Origin of the sequence: Endozoicomonas sp., from assembly GCF_965196975.1 — a bacterium.
Classification (GTDB): domain Bacteria; phylum Pseudomonadota; class Gammaproteobacteria; order Pseudomonadales; family Endozoicomonadaceae; genus Endozoicomonas.
Genome location: NZ_OZ239981.1, coordinates 4,239,431 through 4,255,247, shown reverse-complemented (window position 1 = coordinate 4,255,247; position 15,817 = coordinate 4,239,431). Strand labels below are relative to the sequence as shown.

Annotated in this window: 12 protein-coding genes; 4 read left to right on the top strand and 8 right to left on the bottom strand. The window is 50.4% G+C overall.

Annotated elements, in window-relative coordinates:
• Window positions 1-75: 75 nt before the first annotated feature.
• Window positions 76-813, bottom strand: coding sequence for a LytR/AlgR family response regulator transcription factor (locus tag ACOCLE_RS19130; RefSeq protein WP_419533813.1), 738 nt, complete (start codon window positions 811-813; stop codon window positions 76-78).
• Window positions 814-816: 3 nt separating this feature from the next.
• Window positions 817-1,893: a sensor histidine kinase gene (locus ACOCLE_RS19125; RefSeq protein ID WP_419533812.1), complete on the bottom strand. Its 1,077-nt coding sequence runs from the start codon at window positions 1,891-1,893 to the stop codon at window positions 817-819.
• A gap of 263 nt (window positions 1,894-2,156) precedes the next feature.
• Between ACOCLE_RS19125 and argH the strand changes: the two genes are divergently transcribed.
• The 3 genes from argH to ACOCLE_RS19110 all read left to right on the top strand — a co-directional run bounded on the left by argH (window position 2,157) and on the right by ACOCLE_RS19110 (window position 6,561).
• Window positions 2,157-3,566 (top strand): argininosuccinate lyase, encoded by a 1,410-nt coding sequence (gene argH, locus ACOCLE_RS19120; RefSeq protein ID WP_419533811.1) that lies wholly within the window; start codon window positions 2,157-2,159, stop codon window positions 3,564-3,566.
• A gap of 77 nt (window positions 3,567-3,643) precedes the next feature.
• Window positions 3,644-5,302 (top strand): acyl-CoA ligase (AMP-forming), exosortase A system-associated, encoded by a 1,659-nt coding sequence (locus ACOCLE_RS19115; protein WP_419533810.1) that lies wholly within the window; start codon window positions 3,644-3,646, stop codon window positions 5,300-5,302.
• On the top strand, window positions 5,299-6,561 hold the full coding sequence (locus ACOCLE_RS19110; RefSeq protein ID WP_419533809.1) for a pyridoxal-dependent decarboxylase, exosortase A system-associated: 1,263 nt from the start codon (window positions 5,299-5,301) through the stop codon (window positions 6,559-6,561). The genes ACOCLE_RS19115 and ACOCLE_RS19110 overlap by 4 nt, the downstream gene beginning before the upstream one ends.
• A 54-nt stretch (window positions 6,562-6,615) precedes the next feature.
• Here the strand turns inward: ACOCLE_RS19110 and ACOCLE_RS19105 are convergent, their stop codons facing one another.
• The 4 genes from ACOCLE_RS19105 to ACOCLE_RS19090 form a co-directional block, all read right to left on the bottom strand.
• Window positions 6,616-6,864, bottom strand: coding sequence for an acyl carrier protein (locus ACOCLE_RS19105; protein WP_419533808.1), 249 nt, complete (start codon window positions 6,862-6,864; stop codon window positions 6,616-6,618).
• A gap of 260 nt (window positions 6,865-7,124) precedes the next feature.
• Entirely contained in the window at window positions 7,125-8,135 is a 1,011-nt protein-coding gene (gene waaC, locus ACOCLE_RS19100; protein WP_419533807.1) for a lipopolysaccharide heptosyltransferase I, read from the bottom strand.
• Window positions 8,132-9,217: a lipopolysaccharide heptosyltransferase II gene (gene waaF / locus ACOCLE_RS19095; RefSeq protein ID WP_419533806.1), complete on the bottom strand. Its 1,086-nt coding sequence runs from the start codon at window positions 9,215-9,217 to the stop codon at window positions 8,132-8,134. The genes waaC and waaF overlap by 4 nt, the downstream gene beginning before the upstream one ends.
• Window positions 9,218-9,359: 142 nt before the next feature.
• Window positions 9,360-10,814 carry an aminoacyl-histidine dipeptidase gene (locus ACOCLE_RS19090; RefSeq protein ID WP_419533805.1) on the bottom strand — a complete coding sequence of 485 codons (1,455 nt, stop codon included), beginning with the start codon at window positions 10,812-10,814 and terminating at the stop codon, window positions 9,360-9,362.
• Window positions 10,815-11,038: 224 nt separating this feature from the next.
• On the opposite strand from ACOCLE_RS19090, the gene ACOCLE_RS19085 reads away from it, so the two are divergent.
• Window positions 11,039-11,422: a NirD/YgiW/YdeI family stress tolerance protein gene (locus ACOCLE_RS19085; RefSeq protein ID WP_419533804.1), complete on the top strand. Its 384-nt coding sequence runs from the start codon at window positions 11,039-11,041 to the stop codon at window positions 11,420-11,422.
• Between the two features lie 72 nt (window positions 11,423-11,494).
• Here the strand turns inward: ACOCLE_RS19085 and ACOCLE_RS19080 are convergent, their stop codons facing one another.
• Both ACOCLE_RS19080 and glnE read right to left on the bottom strand, forming a co-directional pair.
• Window positions 11,495-12,418: a branched-chain amino acid transaminase gene (locus ACOCLE_RS19080; RefSeq protein ID WP_419533803.1), complete on the bottom strand. Its 924-nt coding sequence runs from the start codon at window positions 12,416-12,418 to the stop codon at window positions 11,495-11,497.
• 410 nt (window positions 12,419-12,828) lie between these two features.
• Window positions 12,829-15,813: a bifunctional [glutamate--ammonia ligase]-adenylyl-L-tyrosine phosphorylase/[glutamate--ammonia-ligase] adenylyltransferase gene (glnE, locus tag ACOCLE_RS19075; protein WP_419533802.1), complete on the bottom strand. Its 2,985-nt coding sequence runs from the start codon at window positions 15,811-15,813 to the stop codon at window positions 12,829-12,831.
• Window positions 15,814-15,817 lie beyond the last annotated feature (4 nt).

The following is a 15,817-nucleotide window of genomic DNA, read 5'->3' as shown; positions in this document are numbered from 1 at the left end:
AGTAGTTGTTAGGGATAATACGACAGACGGGCTTTAAGAGACAGTTTTGCAGTTAGGCCAGGCATGTCCCTGTTGTTACAGGGACTGCATTATCTTCTTGATCTGTGGCACATGACGTCGGCTGATGGACAGAGGCTCTGGTACTTCCCTGAGATGGATAAAGCAGTGGCCCTTGTCATCACGGGACAGGCTTTCAATAGCATCGCGACGAACCAGTGCGTTTCTGTGAATCCTTACAAAGTGCTGGCTGTGGTCTTCTTCCAGGGTTTTGAGCGGGTCATCGATCAGCACTTCACCATGACGGTGATGAACCGTCACATATTTATTATCCGCCATAAAATAGAGCACATCATTCAGAGGAACCAGTTCAATACCACGCAATGTTTTGGCTGCGATATGGCCCTGTTCTTTATTCTCTGGTAGATGGTCATTCAGCCAGGCCAGTTGCAGGCGATTCAGCTTACTGGCACGTTGCAACGCCTGATTCAGGTCTTCCTGACGAATTGGTTTTAGCAGATAACCCACGGCCTGGGCATCAAACGCTTCAAGAGCGTGATTGTCATAAGCGGTACAGAAAACGACGGCTGGTGGCTTGTCCATGGAACTGATATATCTGGCTGCCTCCAGCCCGCCCATAACGGGCATGCGAATATCCATCAGCACGATATCCGGATGATATTGGCCGCAGAGATCAATGGCATCCCGTCCATTGCTGGCCTCATGTTCAAGCACCATAAAGTTATCAATTCGGCCAATCAGGTGTCTCAGCCGTTCCCGGGCCAGTGGCTCATCATCAACAATCAGGACATTCATTGTTCAGTGATCGGTTCCATTCAGCAAATTATCAATTGTGTTGTCCCATCGGCAGGGATATTGCACCTGCGCCGTGAACCATTTGGCACCGGAATGTTCCCGGATATCCGTAGTCAGACTGGCCCTGCTGCCATAGAGCATTTCCAGACGTGAGCGGATATTGTTCAGAGCAATCTGGTTGCCTTTTGAAATGGTCTCTGTATATGGCATCGGATTTTCTACAGAAATCTGAACCATTTGGTCGTCAATTTTGATGGAGATCGTAATGCAGCCACCGGCCTCCAGAGGCTGAATGCCATGATACACGGCGTTTTCAACCAATGGCTGCAATGTAAAGGGAGGAATGGCCAGTCGCTCTGGAAGTTCGCCAATCTGCCATTGGATCTCAAGGCGATCGCCCAGCCTTTGCTGCTCGATTCTAAGGTAACTTTCGCTGATCTGTATCTCTTTCTGGATGGGAACGACAGCACTTCTATTCTGCAGGCTGGCTCTGAAGAGATCCGAGAGGTCTTCCACTGCCTGTTCCGCCTTTTCAGGGTTAACCTGAATCAGGCTGGCAATGATGTTCATCGAATTAAACAGGAAATGAGGGCGGATATTCGCCTGCAGTGAGTCGAGGCGGGCATTGTGGATAACGTGTTGCTGCAAATTGACTTCGTATTGGATGTAGAAATAGCGCAGCAGCATCGCGGAGATAATCAATGCAGCCAGCAGATTGCGGTTGACCTGCTGCCAGTCAGGTTCAAAGTGAATAGGGGATAGTAAAGCCTGAGAGAGCAGAGTAAGCAGCAGCGTGATGATCTGCACTCCCAATAGAGAGATCATGACAGACTGCCAGGTGGGAAGCTTCTTCAGGAAAGGTCTGGCCAGATAAAGAAAGGCGCTGCTGGAAAGCACAATCCACTGAACAAACAGTGATAGCATAGCCAGTCGTGTCCAGCTGAAGTCGATATCGCCGGGCAGGGCAAGGACCTGAACCAGAACAAACAGTTCTGAAATCAACACCAGCATAAACACAGACTGACCAGAGCCAAGGTCGGGTAGGAAAAAGTCATCTTTGTTGTGTTGGGTTTGGATCATAATGCTGTGGCTCTTGCTCTCACATCGATTGTGAGAATCCTTACTTCTCAGGGGATTTTCGTCTCAGACAGCCTCTCAAGAATGAGAAGCGATTCATCATTGTTATCGGAAGCATGCCTATTCTCTTGCCCGGAAGGAGACTGTGAGCGATGCAATCAATTCATGACACCGATATAATGCCTCAGCTCTCAATGCCCAATGACGGATCGGCATTGATTGTACGTTCGTCTTTAAAAAATGAGAACCGGGTGGGGAAGAGATCAATGTCGTCAGACCATTCAGCAGAGAAGGGTGAAAAGAGCAGCAATCAGCAGTGGGGTGGGCGTTTCAGTGAAGGTGTTGATGCCTTTGTTGCCCGTTTTACCGCTTCCATTGATTTCGATCGACGCCTGTACCGGCATGATATCCAGGGGTCCATGGCTCATGCTCAGATGCTGCATCAAGCGGGTATTCTGAGTGAAGATGAACTGAATGCCATTACCTCCGGCCTGGAAGGTATTCTTGACGATATTGAGCAGGACCGTATTGACTGGTCCATAGAGCTTGAAGATATCCATATGAATATCGAGGCTCGCCTGACGGACCGTATCGGCGCTGCCGGCAAAAAGCTCCATACCGGGCGTTCCAGAAATGACCAGGTCGCTACCGATATTCGTTTATGGCTACGTGATGAGATTGACGCTCTATCAGAAGAGCTCAAGCGCCTTCAGAGAGGGCTTTTGGATGTTGCCGAGCGTGAAGCAGACACCATGATGCCGGGTTTCACTCATCTGCAGACAGCGCAGCCGGTGACGTTCGGCCATCATCTTATGGCCTGGTATGAGATGCTGGTACGTGACTATGAGCGCCTGCAGGATTGCCGCAAGCGTGTCAATATCAGTCCTCTGGGTGCTGCCGCACTGGCGGGAACCACCTACCCTATCGATCGGGCATTCACTGCATCAGCCCTTGGTTTTGATCGTCCTTCCCGAAACTCTCTGGACTCTGTAAGTGACCGGGACTTTGCCATTGAGTTCTGCGCAGCTGGTGCCCTCATCATGACCCATTTGTCGCGCATGTCTGAAGAGCTGGTACTCTGGACTTCTGCGCAGTTTAACTTTATTGATCTTCCCGACCGCTTCTGTACCGGCTCTTCCATTATGCCTCAGAAGAAGAACCCGGATGTGCCTGAACTGGTCAGAGGCAAAACAGGGCGGGTTAATGGTCACCTCGTGTCTTTGTTGACATTGATGAAATCCCAGCCGTTGGCTTACAACAAAGACAATCAGGAAGATAAGGAGCCACTGTTTGATACGGTGGATACGCTCAAGGATTGTCTGCGGGCCTTTGCTGATATGGTGCCGCATATTCAGGCGCGCAAAGAAAGCATGCTGGAAGCGGCTCGCAGAGGTTTCAGTACCGCTACCGATCTGGCTGATTACCTGGTGCGCCGTGGAATGCCATTCAGGAATGCCCATGAAGTGGTCGGTAAGGCTGTAGCCTTTGGTATTCAGGAAGGTCGAGACCTGTCTGAGATGACATTGGCTGAGCTTCAAGTCTTCTCTGATACTATTGAGCAGGACGTATTTGATGTCCTGACGCTGGAAGGTTCTGTGAGTGCCCGTAATCATCTCGGTGGCACGGCACCAGAGCAGGTTAGACTGGCAGTCTTGAATGCCCGTAAAACATTTTAAAGAGTGGTGGTTGTTCTATTCCCATGGAAATAGAACAACCACCATGGTTGATATACTTTTGAGCCGTTTTTAAACCCATGAGCTTGTTGTTACACCAGATTGTTTTGCGGCAGGCAGAGCGTTCGCCTTCCTCAAAAGCCCTGGGCTGTAAAGACCAGTGGTTTGATTATCAGACTGTTTCCCGCCAGATTTGTTCGGTTGCAGCCGGGTTGCAGAAGCTGGGGCTGGCCCAGCATGAACGGGTGGCGATCTACCTGCCTAAAACGCCCGAGGCTGTCTTCAGTTTCTTCGGTGCAACCGCCGCTGGTGGCGTCATGGTACCCGTCAACCCGGTTCTGAAAGCACCGCAGGTTTTTCATATTCTCAAAGACTGCAACGTTCGAGTCCTGATAACGAACAAGGCACGCTATCAGCAGTTAGAAGCTGAAATCCACCAGTGTCATGACTTGCTTCATATCATTCTTGTTGATGCTGAGCTTGTATTTGATAGCTATGCCGATGCGGACTCTTTGAATAACAGTTCTCTGGATGGTGCTTTTGCAAACAGGCAGTCAGCAAATATGCTCAGCTGGGCGAATTTCCTCAAGCCCTGCGCCTGGTGGGAACCTGTGTCGTCTATTGATGCGGATATGGCGGCGATTCTTTATACCTCTGGCAGTACTGGAAAGCCCAAAGGTGTTGTCCTGTCTCACCGGAATATGGTGACGGGTGCCAGCAGTGTTGCAGAGTATCTCGGCAATACACAGGAAGATCGCCTGCTCTGTGTTCTGCCATTCAGTTTTGATTACGGTTTCAGTCAGCTGACAACGGCATTTCTGGTCGGTGCCAGTTGTTACCTTCTGGAATACCTTCTCCCAAGGGATGTCATTAAAACGGTTGAGAAGCAGCAGATCACCGGGCTTGGCCTGGTTCCTCCTCTCTGGGTTCAGATTGCTGACTTGCCATGGCCTGAAGGGGCTGGTGACAGCCTGCGTTACTTTACCAATACCGGCGGCGCCATGCCGACGGCTACGTTGGCTGTACTGCGAAAGCGTTTTCGTTATGCCAAACCGTATCTGATGTATGGTTTAACCGAGGCATTCCGTTCCTGCTTTCTTCCTCCCGAGCAGGTTGATTTGCGGCCTGGTTCTATGGGTAAAGCCATTCCCAATGCGGATGTGATGGTGATCAATGAGCTGGGTGAGATCTGTGGACCCCATGAGCCTGGTGAACTTGTTCATCGAGGAGCCCTGGTCAGCATGGGGTACTGGAATGATCTGGAGAGAACCGCTGAACGCTTCAGACCTGCCCCCTGCGCTATCCCAGAAATTCCCAATAAGGAGCTGGCTGTCTGGTCGGGTGATATCGTGCGCAAAGATGACGAAGGTTATCTTTATTTTGTCGGGCGTCGCGACGATATGATCAAAACATCCGGTTATCGGGTCAGTCCAACGGAAGTGGAAGAGGTGGTCTACTCATCCGGGCTGGTGGCAGAAGTGGCTGCCATCGGTGTCCCTCACTCCCGTTTGGGGCAGGCCATTGTACTGGTGGTGGTAAGCAGTGACAGCAGTGCGATTGATGAACCATCACTGATTCGCCATTGTCAGCAATGCCTGCCCGCCTATATGGTGCCCATGCGTGTTATTCAGCAACCTGCTCTTTCCAGAAATCCCAATGGAAAAATTGATCGCAAGCCATTACTGGAAGAATACCGAAGGCTTTTTCAGGATGATCATGAGGAGGCACTTTTTTCGTGAATAGCCTTGTGAAGAGCCCTGTGAAAGAGAATATGAGTAAAGGACATCATCGGCTGGAGGCTATCCAGTCCAGAAACAATCAATTACTGATTGCCGGGCGTACTGCTGCTGAGCTGGTGAATATTGCAGGCTCTTCACCCTGCTACATCTACGACCGACAGGCTCTGACACAAAGAGTTGCTCAGCTCCGACAGCAAATGCCAGCAGAGTTGAAGCTTCACTACGCCATTAAAGCCAATCCAATGCCTGCGGTTGTTGGTCATATGGCGCAGTGTGTTGATGGGCTGGATGTGGCTTCCCATCGAGAAATGCTGGTTGCCCTGGGCGCGGGTATGGATGCTGCTAATATCAGTTTTGCTGGGCCAGCAAAGGGCGAGCATGAACTGAGAGCCGCCGTTGCTGCTGGTATTACCATCAACATTGAGTCTCCCCTTGAGCTGCAAAGGCTGTACCTTTGTCATCAGGAAGTGGGTATTCGCCCGCGCATAGCCTTTCGTGTGAACCCGGATTTTGAATTAAAGACCTCTGGGATGAAAATGGCTGGTGGTCCCAAACAGTTTGGTATCGATGCTGAACAAATGCCGTCTATTTTATCGGCACTTGATTTGGATAAACTGGACTTTCAAGGGTTTCATATTTTCTCTGGATCGCAGAACTTAAAAGCGGAATCTTTGATAGAGTGTCATCAGCAAACTTTTGAGCTAGCCGCGAGGTTAGCTGACCAGGTTTCTGCCCCGGTAAAGCATATAAATATCGGTGGGGGCCTGGGAATTCCCTATTTTCCCGGAGAACAGACGCTGAACATCGAAGGTATTGCAGAAAACCTGCAGCAGCTTCTGGATCATCGTCCTGAGTCTCTCAAGTCATCAGAGATTGTGATGGAGCTTGGGCGCTGGCTGGTGGGTGAGGCGGGGTATTATATTTGTCAGGTGACGGATAAAAAGGAATCCCGTGGGCAGACTTTCCTGATGACCAATGGAGGGTTACACCATCACCTGTCAAACTCGGGCAATTTTGGCCAGGTAATCCGTAAAAATTACCCTGTTGTTCTGGCTCACAGCTTGGAAAGTGAGGATCAGGAGGTGGTTGAGGTGGTTGGGCCGCTCTGCACTCCTCTGGATATAGTGGGGGCAAAACTGGCGTTGCCAAAGGCAGAGGTGGGAGACTTTATTGTTGTTCTGCAGTCCGGCGCGTATGGCGCGACAGCCAGTCCACAAAAATTTCTCGGACACCCAGAAGTGGTTGAGCTGTTAATCTAACCAGAGAAAGCCAGGCCGGAATCATTCTGGCCTGGAAATAAATAGCTGGGACAATCAGGCTCTTGCCCCAGCAGTGTCTACATACGAAAGAACAGAGCCAACGGTTTCAAATAGTTCGGCATCCAGATCATCGTCATTGACTGCAATTCCAAACGTTTCTTCCATTGCAGTAATCAACCCTACCACTGCCATCGAGTCGAACTCCGGAAGGGCTCCCAGCAGCTCAGTCTGTTCGTTGAACGCACTGGTGTCCAGCTTGAGAAGATCTGCCAAAATGGCGTTCATTTGTTCCAGCTTGGTCATTTATCATCCCGAGGGTTTGTTTCAATCGCAGATTCAAATCGACTGCCGGGCAGGGTATCTGAATTAAAATCCATCGTTGAACCTCCTCATCACAGCTCAGGCTATGACTCGTTACTTCGCCTTACCTTTTAATCCAGCCTCGTGGCGTGGTTTGAATCTTTGATTGATTAAAAATCGGCAACTTTAGGCATTTTCCGACGATGGCGCAACTGTGGTAGTCATCATCGAATAAACGGAAACTTCTATTTTGAGATAGATGGTTAACGCTTGATCTGTGAGTCCAGTGCCTGCCAGACAACACCCGGTGTCATCGGTGCAAAAATTTCAGGATCTGTTTTAGGAAACTCACCGGTTGGACACTGCTCAAGGGTCAAATGCTTCTGACCCATGCCATAAGCACCGACTTTTACTGGGCTGGTAGGGCCATAGAGAGAGACAGCGGGTGTTTCCAGTGCTGCCGTTAAATGCCCGAGGCCGGTATCAACAGCAACTGCAGCCTGAGCTTCACAAATGACACCGGCAACGTCGGCCAGTGACAGTTTCGGGAGCACTGTTGCCTGGCTGCTTGCACTGGCAATGCGCTCTGCTCTGGCCTTTTCATTTTCATTACCCCAGGGCAGTACGACATGAAACCCAGCCTGGTTCACTTTCTGAGCCAACTCACACCAGTAGTTTTCAGGCCAGTGTTTTGTGGGCCAAGTAGTGCCATGAATAAACACCACATAAGGCTTCTCATTCACCAGCCCCTTGGGAAACTTGTCTTTATTAAGCAGAAACTGGCCTGGTGCTTTTGGCAGTACATAGGCCAGAGATTTGGCAAAGAGCTGTCGAACACGTTCAACGGCGTGCTGTTCCCATGCGACTGATTGAGGGAACTGGTAAAAACGGCTGGCAATGGGTTCACGGGCAGAATGTTTATCCAGCCCAAATCGAGGACCCCTGGCTTTACTGGCAAGGAAAGCGCTTTTTAACAAGCCCTGGGCATCAATCACTGCATCGTATTGGTTGCTAGCAATGGTTTTTTTGCACTGCTGCCACTCCCCGGACTTCCAGGTTTGAATCAAAGACTTGCGCCAGCGGCGAACAGCGACGGGAATAACCTGATCAACAGCGGGATGCCAGGCTGGAATCTCGGAAAAACTCTCCTCCACGACCCAGTCAAAACGGATGCCGGGCAGTGCTGATGCAGCATCCGTCAGTGCTGGAAGGGTGTGGATTACATCCCCCATGGAGGAGGTTTTTACCACCAGAACACGCTTTGGTTGAGTCAACGAGAATCACTCCCTTCTTCTACCAGCTTCATTTCAGGATTATCTTCATGCTTATTTTCCTGATGGGCTGTCAGATGAGCGATGGCTGCCAGAACCCTATCTGGAGACAGTTGCTTCATGCAGTTCATATGCCCAAGCGGGCACTCCCTTTTGAAGCATGGGCTGCAATCCAGCTTCATTGACAGCGTTTCACTGTTTTTGTTCATTGGCGGCGTATGATCGGCAGTGGTGGAGCCGTAAACGGCAACCAGTGGCCGATTCAGTGCTGCGGCAATGTGCATCAGGCCAGAGTCATTACTGACCACTGCGCTGGCATAGGAGAGCAGGTCGATGGCATCGGCCAGAGAGGTTTCGCCAGCCATGTTATGACAGTGGTGCTGTAATGAATCAGGCAGGCAGTTTTTGATTTCTGATGTGACCGCTTTGTCTTTGGCTGAGCCAAATAGCCAGACCTGCCATCCCTGTTCGGAAAGGGATCGGGCTACTTCCGCATAGTATCCGGTTGGCCACTGCTTTGAGGGGCCAAACTCAGCACCCGGGCAAAGTGCCAGAATGGGCATGTCGGTATGCAGGTCATAGTGGCGGAGGACTTTGCTAACCGTATTATCATTTACCTGAAGTGCTGGAATTGGCAGGGGCTTTGGTAGTGAGTCACCGTCCGGATAGGCGAGGGCGACAAATCGCTCAACCATAAGAGGGTATTTGCTTTTATCCAGTTTGCGAATGTCATTCAGTAGCCCGTAGCGCATTTCTCCGCGCCAGCCAATGCGGTGTTTGATGTGTGCCCACAGAGGAGCCAGCGCCGATTTGAACGAGTTGGGCAAAGCGATGGAGTGTGTGTAGCCTTCCGCTCTCAGGCTTTTGCCGAGCTGGTAGCGGGCTTTAAGCCCGAGTTTGCCATGTCCCAGAGGCATATCAATACCTCTGCGAACTTCGGGCATGCGCTCAATGATCGGCAGGCTCCAGGCTGGCGCAAGTACATCGATTATGGCATCAGGATGTTGTTGTTTTAGGGCAATGAACAGCGTTTGTGCCATTACCATGTCCCCAACCCATGAGGGACCGACGATGAGATATTTCATCCCGTCTGGAATTCCTTGTATTGAATGGGGAGGAATTATAAGCGGTGTTTGGAATATGTAAAAAGTAGGAGGCGATGCCAGCCTACTTTTTGCCCGCTAATGAGGAGGGCCCTCCGGGCTTGGAGAGCCTGATTTAGCTGAATTAAGCTTCTGGAGCGGCCTTCAGCGTAGCAACTAGCAGATCCCAGAACCTGGCAACGCTCTGGATATGTACTTTCTCATCCGGAGAGTGCGGGAAGCGGATGGTGGGTCCAAAGGAGATCATGTCCCACTCTGGGTATTTGCTGCCCAGCAGGCCACATTCCAGACCGGCATGAACCACTTTTACACCGGGTGCCTGGCCGTAAAGCTCAGCATAAACCCGCTTCATTGTGGCCAGAATCTGAGAGTCAGGGTCTGGCTTCCAGCCTGGGTAGCTGTCGGAGAAGATAACTACGGCGTCCAGCATTCTGAACAGACCGGCTACCGCATCACTCAGAGCGTCATTACAGCTGCCTACCAGGCTTCTTGGCAGGATATGGGCTTTGATCTTACCTTCATTGATGGTCAGAACACCCATGTTCAAAGAGGTTTCTACCACGCCTTCAATGGAGTCACTCATTCTCTGAGCACCATTTGGACAGGCATCCACTGCCGCTACCCACTTGTTCTGATCCTGGATAGACATCAGCTCAGCAGCAGGTGCTGAATCACTCAGGGTCAGTTTCAGGTTTTGCTCCACAACCGCCAGTTCTGCAGTCAGTTCATTGCTGCACTGATCAATAATGTTGTTACAAGCGACCAGTGATGACTCAGGGATGGCAATGGTGGCAGACGCTTCACGGGGGATGGCATTGGCCAGAGAGCCGCCGTTCAGGCTGGCGATACGGACACCTTCTGCCTCCAGGCGATGAAGGGCACGGATCAGCAGTTTGATCGCATTGCCTCTGCCCAGATGAATATCACATCCGGAATGGCCGCCTTTGAGTCCGGAAATGGACAGTGTTTTGAAGACCAATCCATCTTGGGCTGATTCAGTTGAATAATCACCATTAATTTCGATACGGGTACCGCCAGCACAGCCAATATAGAGCTCACCCTCATCTTCAGTATCCAGATTCAGAAGAATCTTGCCTTCCAGAATACCTTGCTGAAGTCCTTGAGCGCCGATCATTCCGGTCTCTTCAGTAGCCGTGAACAGGGCTTCAACAGGACCATGCTGCAGATCTTTGGAAGCTAATACCGCCAGCGCTGCAGCCATGCCGATACCATTATCGGCACCCAGGGTCGTGCCCTCTGCAGTAACCCAGTCACCATCGATATACGCTTTAATGGGGTCAGTCGGGAAGTCATGAACCGTGTCGTTATTTTTCTGAGGCACCATATCCATATGGCCCTGAAGAATAACACCAGCACGGTTTTCCATACCGGGAGTCGCATTCTTGCGAATGATAACATTGCCTACCGCATCGGACTGCCACTCAAGATTGTGCTCTTTGGCAAAGCCAATCAGGTGCTCACGAATCTGTTCTTCATGGAAAGAAGGGTGAGGTATGTCACATATGGCGGAAAAGTGCTGCCATAGCGCGTGAGGCTGCAGTTCGTGGATAGCGCTCATTTAAGACTCCAGTGCTAATTATGTTGACTGCTGTGTCGGAATATTTATTCGCAGTTTTCTAATAGTGGGGATCTTGAAGACAAACATCAATGAGGGTTTTCTACTTTGTTGTTCTGTAACGTGTAAAACAGTCGTCAGTTGAGGGGCAGCAAAACTGTGGCGGGATCTCTTTTTTCTCCTATGCTTCCAGTTGAGATATAAGTCAATGTCATGGTGTTTTGGCGATGAAGCTTTACCATATTTGTTTTAAGCAGAAGTTCTTCTGCTGGCTTTCCGCGGCTCTACTTTCATCCACTGTGTTTGTTGCTGAAGGGGCTTATACTGGCCCAGGCTCAGATGTTGGCAATACAACGGTATCGGCTATTCTGAAGAAGCCTCAGGATGATATGCGGGTTGTTCTTAAGGGGAATCTGGTTCGTAAGATAAAGCATGAAACCTATATGTTCAGTGACGGCACCGGTGAGATCATGGCGGACATTGATGATAAGGACTTCCCATCGCAACCGGTCAATGCAAAAACCAAAGTAGAGATTATGGGTGAGGTGGATGTTGATCGGAGGTCAGGCGTTGAAATAGACGTAAAGTCACTGCGCATCATCAGTCAGTAGGGTAAAGAAAGCACACAGTGTGAGCATCAGGCTAACTGTCACTTTCCAGACAGTTAGCCATCGTCTTTTACTTTAGCAAAGGCTTAACCACTCAGGGTTTTCCTGGCGCTTGCCACGAACCTGGTCAAAGTACATGGACTGAAGCTTTTCGGTAATCGGACCACGTTTGCCGCAGCCAATCTTGCGCCCATCGTGTTCACAGATAGGCATAACTTCGGCAGCCGTACCGGTAAAGAATGCTTCTTGAGCAATATACACTTCATCACGGGTTATACGCTTTTCCCGGACTTCCAGTCCAAGCTCTCTGGCAAACCGGATGATGGTATCCCGGGTGATGCCTTCCAGGCAGGAAGTCAGTTCCGGTGTATAGAGAATGCCATCCTCTTTCACAATAAAGATATTCTCTCCACTGCCTTCAGCGACATAACCTTCATTATCCAGCAGCAACGCTTCTTCACAGCCACTGTCCAGTGCTTCCCGCAGGGCCAGCATGGAGTTCATGTAATTACCATTGGCTTTGGCTTTGCACATGGTGATGTTTACATGGTGTCGTGTATAGGAAGAGGTACGGATTTTGATGCCACGCTCAAGCGCTTCTGGAGACATGTAAGATGGCCAGTTCCAGGCAGCAACCATGGTATGAACCTGAAGACCTTCAGCTCTTAATCCCATGCCTTCGGAGCCCAGGAAACACATTGGGCGCAGGTAGGCTTCGTCCAGCCCATTCTCGCGAACGACGAGCTTCTGTGCTTCGTTCAGCTCTTCCTTGCTGTAGGGGATTTCCATTCTCAGGATATGGGCACTGCGAAACAGGCGGTCAGTGTGTTCCTTCAGGCGGAAAATGGCTGGCCCTTTTGGCGTGTTATAGGCTCTGACGCCCTCAAAAACCCCCATCCCGTAATGAAGGGTGTGGGTCAGGACATGAGTTTTGGCTTCACGCCAGGGAACTAACTCCCCATCTAACCAGATAACGCCATCACGATCGGCGAAAGACATCGGGAAACTCCAGTTTTAAATTGTTTTATGGCTTGTTCTTTTGGGAAGGTGTTCCGTTTGTTGTCAGCGGTCACCGCCCTGGAAGCTGCCTGAGAGTAATCTATCCTCGGGCAGCCTCCCAGGCCCTGCTGTTTTCGCTTCAGTTGCTTTATCACTGAAAAGCGGGGACATGCATGCTTAAGTGGGCCTGGCTATATGAATCAACTTCTCGTGTCAGGGTGTGACACGGAATGAAATCTTCGATTCAGGAGGCTGTCTTCTATCATCGTTTTCCCTGTGGGTTTTGGTGACAATGACCTTACAGGGTGACATCAATCAGCATCCGTTGGTAACAGAGTTCTGACTAGTCGCTATTGGATCATAAAAAGCGCAGGATGCCAAAGCTCAGTTTAGTCGGGATACTCGTCTCTTCATGATTCTTCCACATCCATACATCCATCCCAGATGGAAATCACATTTTGGCGAAGGCTTTCTGCAACGGCTTCTTCTGCTAAAGGCTCTTCATTCTGCAATGCTTTTTGATGAATGCAGAGCCGGAAGGTTTTGTAGGCCTCCCGGAGCTGGTAGGCATCGTCTTTGCTGAGAAGTCCCACGGTTTCCAGTTCTTCAGAGATCCGCACATTATCGGTCCACTTCAGCAGTGAAGGGTGCTGGCTTGAGTACCTTAGAACAGCAAACTGCATCAGGAACTCAATATCCACGATGCCACCCGGGTCATGTTTTAAATGGAACACTCCACCGCTATTAGATGAAGAGGAAGTTGGTCTGGTGCCCAGGTGCTCCCGCATTTTCTGACGCATGTCCACAACATCATCACGCAGCTTTTTAATATCCCGTTGCTGGCCGAGAATATCTGATCTCAGACTTTCAAATTTCTTTACAAGCTCAGGGTCTCCAGCAATGACGCGTGCACGTACCAGGGCCTGGTGTTCCCAGGTCCAGGCATCCTCTTTCTGGTATTTCTCAAAGTAAGTGAAGGAATTGACCAGAAGGCCTTTTGAGCCGGATGGGCGCAGTCTCATGTCCGCATCGTAAAGGATTCCGGAGGGTGTCTGCGTCGTCAGAATATGGATAATTCGCTGGCCAAGGCGGGTATAGAACGTTGTGCTGTCAATGGATCTGGGGCCATTGGTCTCTTTATTGGTTCCCCCATTATGGATGAATACCAGGTCAAGATCAGAGCCAGGTCCTAACTCGATACCGCCAAGCTTGCCGTAGCCAACAATAATAAAGTCAGGATCACACAGATTGCCGTCAGCATCCTGAGGCATTCCGTGTTTTTCGACTAGATTTCGCCAGGCTATGGCAAGAACGGAGTCAAGAATCACTTCAGCAATCCAGGTCAGGTAGTCACTCTCTTTCATCAGAGGCAGTGTGCCCGATACCTGGGCAGCAGTTACCCGCAGAACATGGGCCATTTTGAAGTGACGCAGCACTTCCATCTGGTTTTCAAGGTCATCTTCCGGAATATGGGCCAGTTGCTGTCGCAGTTCACCAGCCAATGCTTCTTTTTCCGGAGGGTTGTAGAGGTCACCAAGGTTGAGGAACTCATCCAGAAGCGCTGGGAAGCGGGCAATCTGTTCTGCAATCCATGGGCTGGCAATACAGAGTTTGCCAAGATGCTCCAGAGCGGCAGGGTTTTCGATGAGTAGAACCAGATAAGCCGTTCGACGCAATACGGCCTCAATCAGCGGAAGAATTCGCAGTAAAAACGTATCAGGTTCAGTGGAATTGGCGGCCACTCTCAACAGCAAAGGAATGAACTTATCCAGCCGGTCACGGCTCTGCCTGCGTACCCGGGTGATGGCCTTTCCATCTCGTAGAGAAACCAGACGTTTCCAGGAGGCGTCAATATCCTTGAAGCCCTCCTGTACCATCAGCTGTTGCTCTTCTTCCTCACTGAGCTGGCCAAGCCATAGGGCTTCCCACTGGTCGCTATGAGGCTCTTTGGTATTTGCGGTTTCAGGGTCGGCAATAACCGCATCGAAGTGAGTCGTGACGTGCTGTCGGTGTTTTTCCAGTGTGCTGAGCAATTCGGACCAGTCTTTTTGCTCCATACTGAAGGCGACACGCGCCTGAGTCTCTGAGGCTTTCGGCAGGTCCTGAGTCTGTCGGTCGGCAATAGCCTGGATAGCATGTTCAAGGTTGCGAAGGAAGATATAAGCGGCTTTCAACTCACTGGCTTCGTCAGGAGAGAAATAATGTTTGTCCAGCAGGGTTGAAAGAACACTCAGCAGGTTTCTTTCCTGAAGGCTGCGATCACGTCCCCCGTGGATTAACTGAAAAGACTGAATGATGAACTCAATCTCGCGAATGCCACCGGGTCCAAGCTTAATATTGCTCTCCATTCCTTTGCGTTTTACTTCACGCCGGATCAGCTGCTTCATTTCCCGAAGAGCGCTGATGGAGCCAAAATCAATATAGCGACGATAAACAAAAGGGCGCAGCTGGCTCAGCAGTAACTGGCCTGCAAGGATATTGCCGGCAACCACTCTGGCCTTGAGCATGGCGTAACGCTCCCAGTCCCGCCCCTGGTCCTGATAATACTGCTCCATTGCAGCAAAGCTCATGGCCAGGGCTCCACTGGAACCATAAGGCCGCAGTCGCATATCAACCCTGAATACAAAACCATCGGCACTCTGACAATCCAGCACCTTGATCAGTCGCTGGCCAAGGCGGATAAAAAACTCCTGATTGGTAATGACCTTCTTGCAGCCACGGGTTTCCCCCTGGCAGGGGTAGGTAAACATCAGATCGATGTCTGAAGAGAGGTTAAGGTCTTTGGCACCGAGTTTGCCCATACCCAGTACCACCATTTTCTGGGGAACTGGCTCTTCACCCGGTATGTTTGTGCCATAGGGTGTTCCCATGGCCTCGCAGCAGTCCTGATAAAGCCAGTTGAGCGCACTATCAATACAGGCATCAGCCAACGCAGACATATCCGCTGTGGTTTCCTGCATGCTGACCCGACGGTTCAGATCGAGCCAGATAATTCGAAGCATTTCCCGGTTTCGGTAAAGTCTGAGAGACTTGATCAGATCCTGCTCATTCTCAACAGTTTCAAGCACTTTTTGCAGACGTTCTGGATGGGTTTGGGCGAAATCAGGGAGTTTGTCATGGTTTTCCAGAAGGCTGGAAAGCCACTCAGGGTGACGAATACACTGCTGTGCGGCAAAGTCACTGCCTGCCCAGCAGTGGATCAATTCATCCATTAGCTTAGGGCTTAACTGGTCATTCTTGTCAGGAAAAAGGCTGACAGGAAGAGTTAATGACGGGTTGTTATCAACAAACTGTTGCCAGTGAGCAGTGACAACGTTCCTGACCTCTTCAGGAATAGTTTCAGGTGACCCGGAGGCAGTTAATTGTTGACTGAATTGTGCCTTGAGTGACTCCATAAAC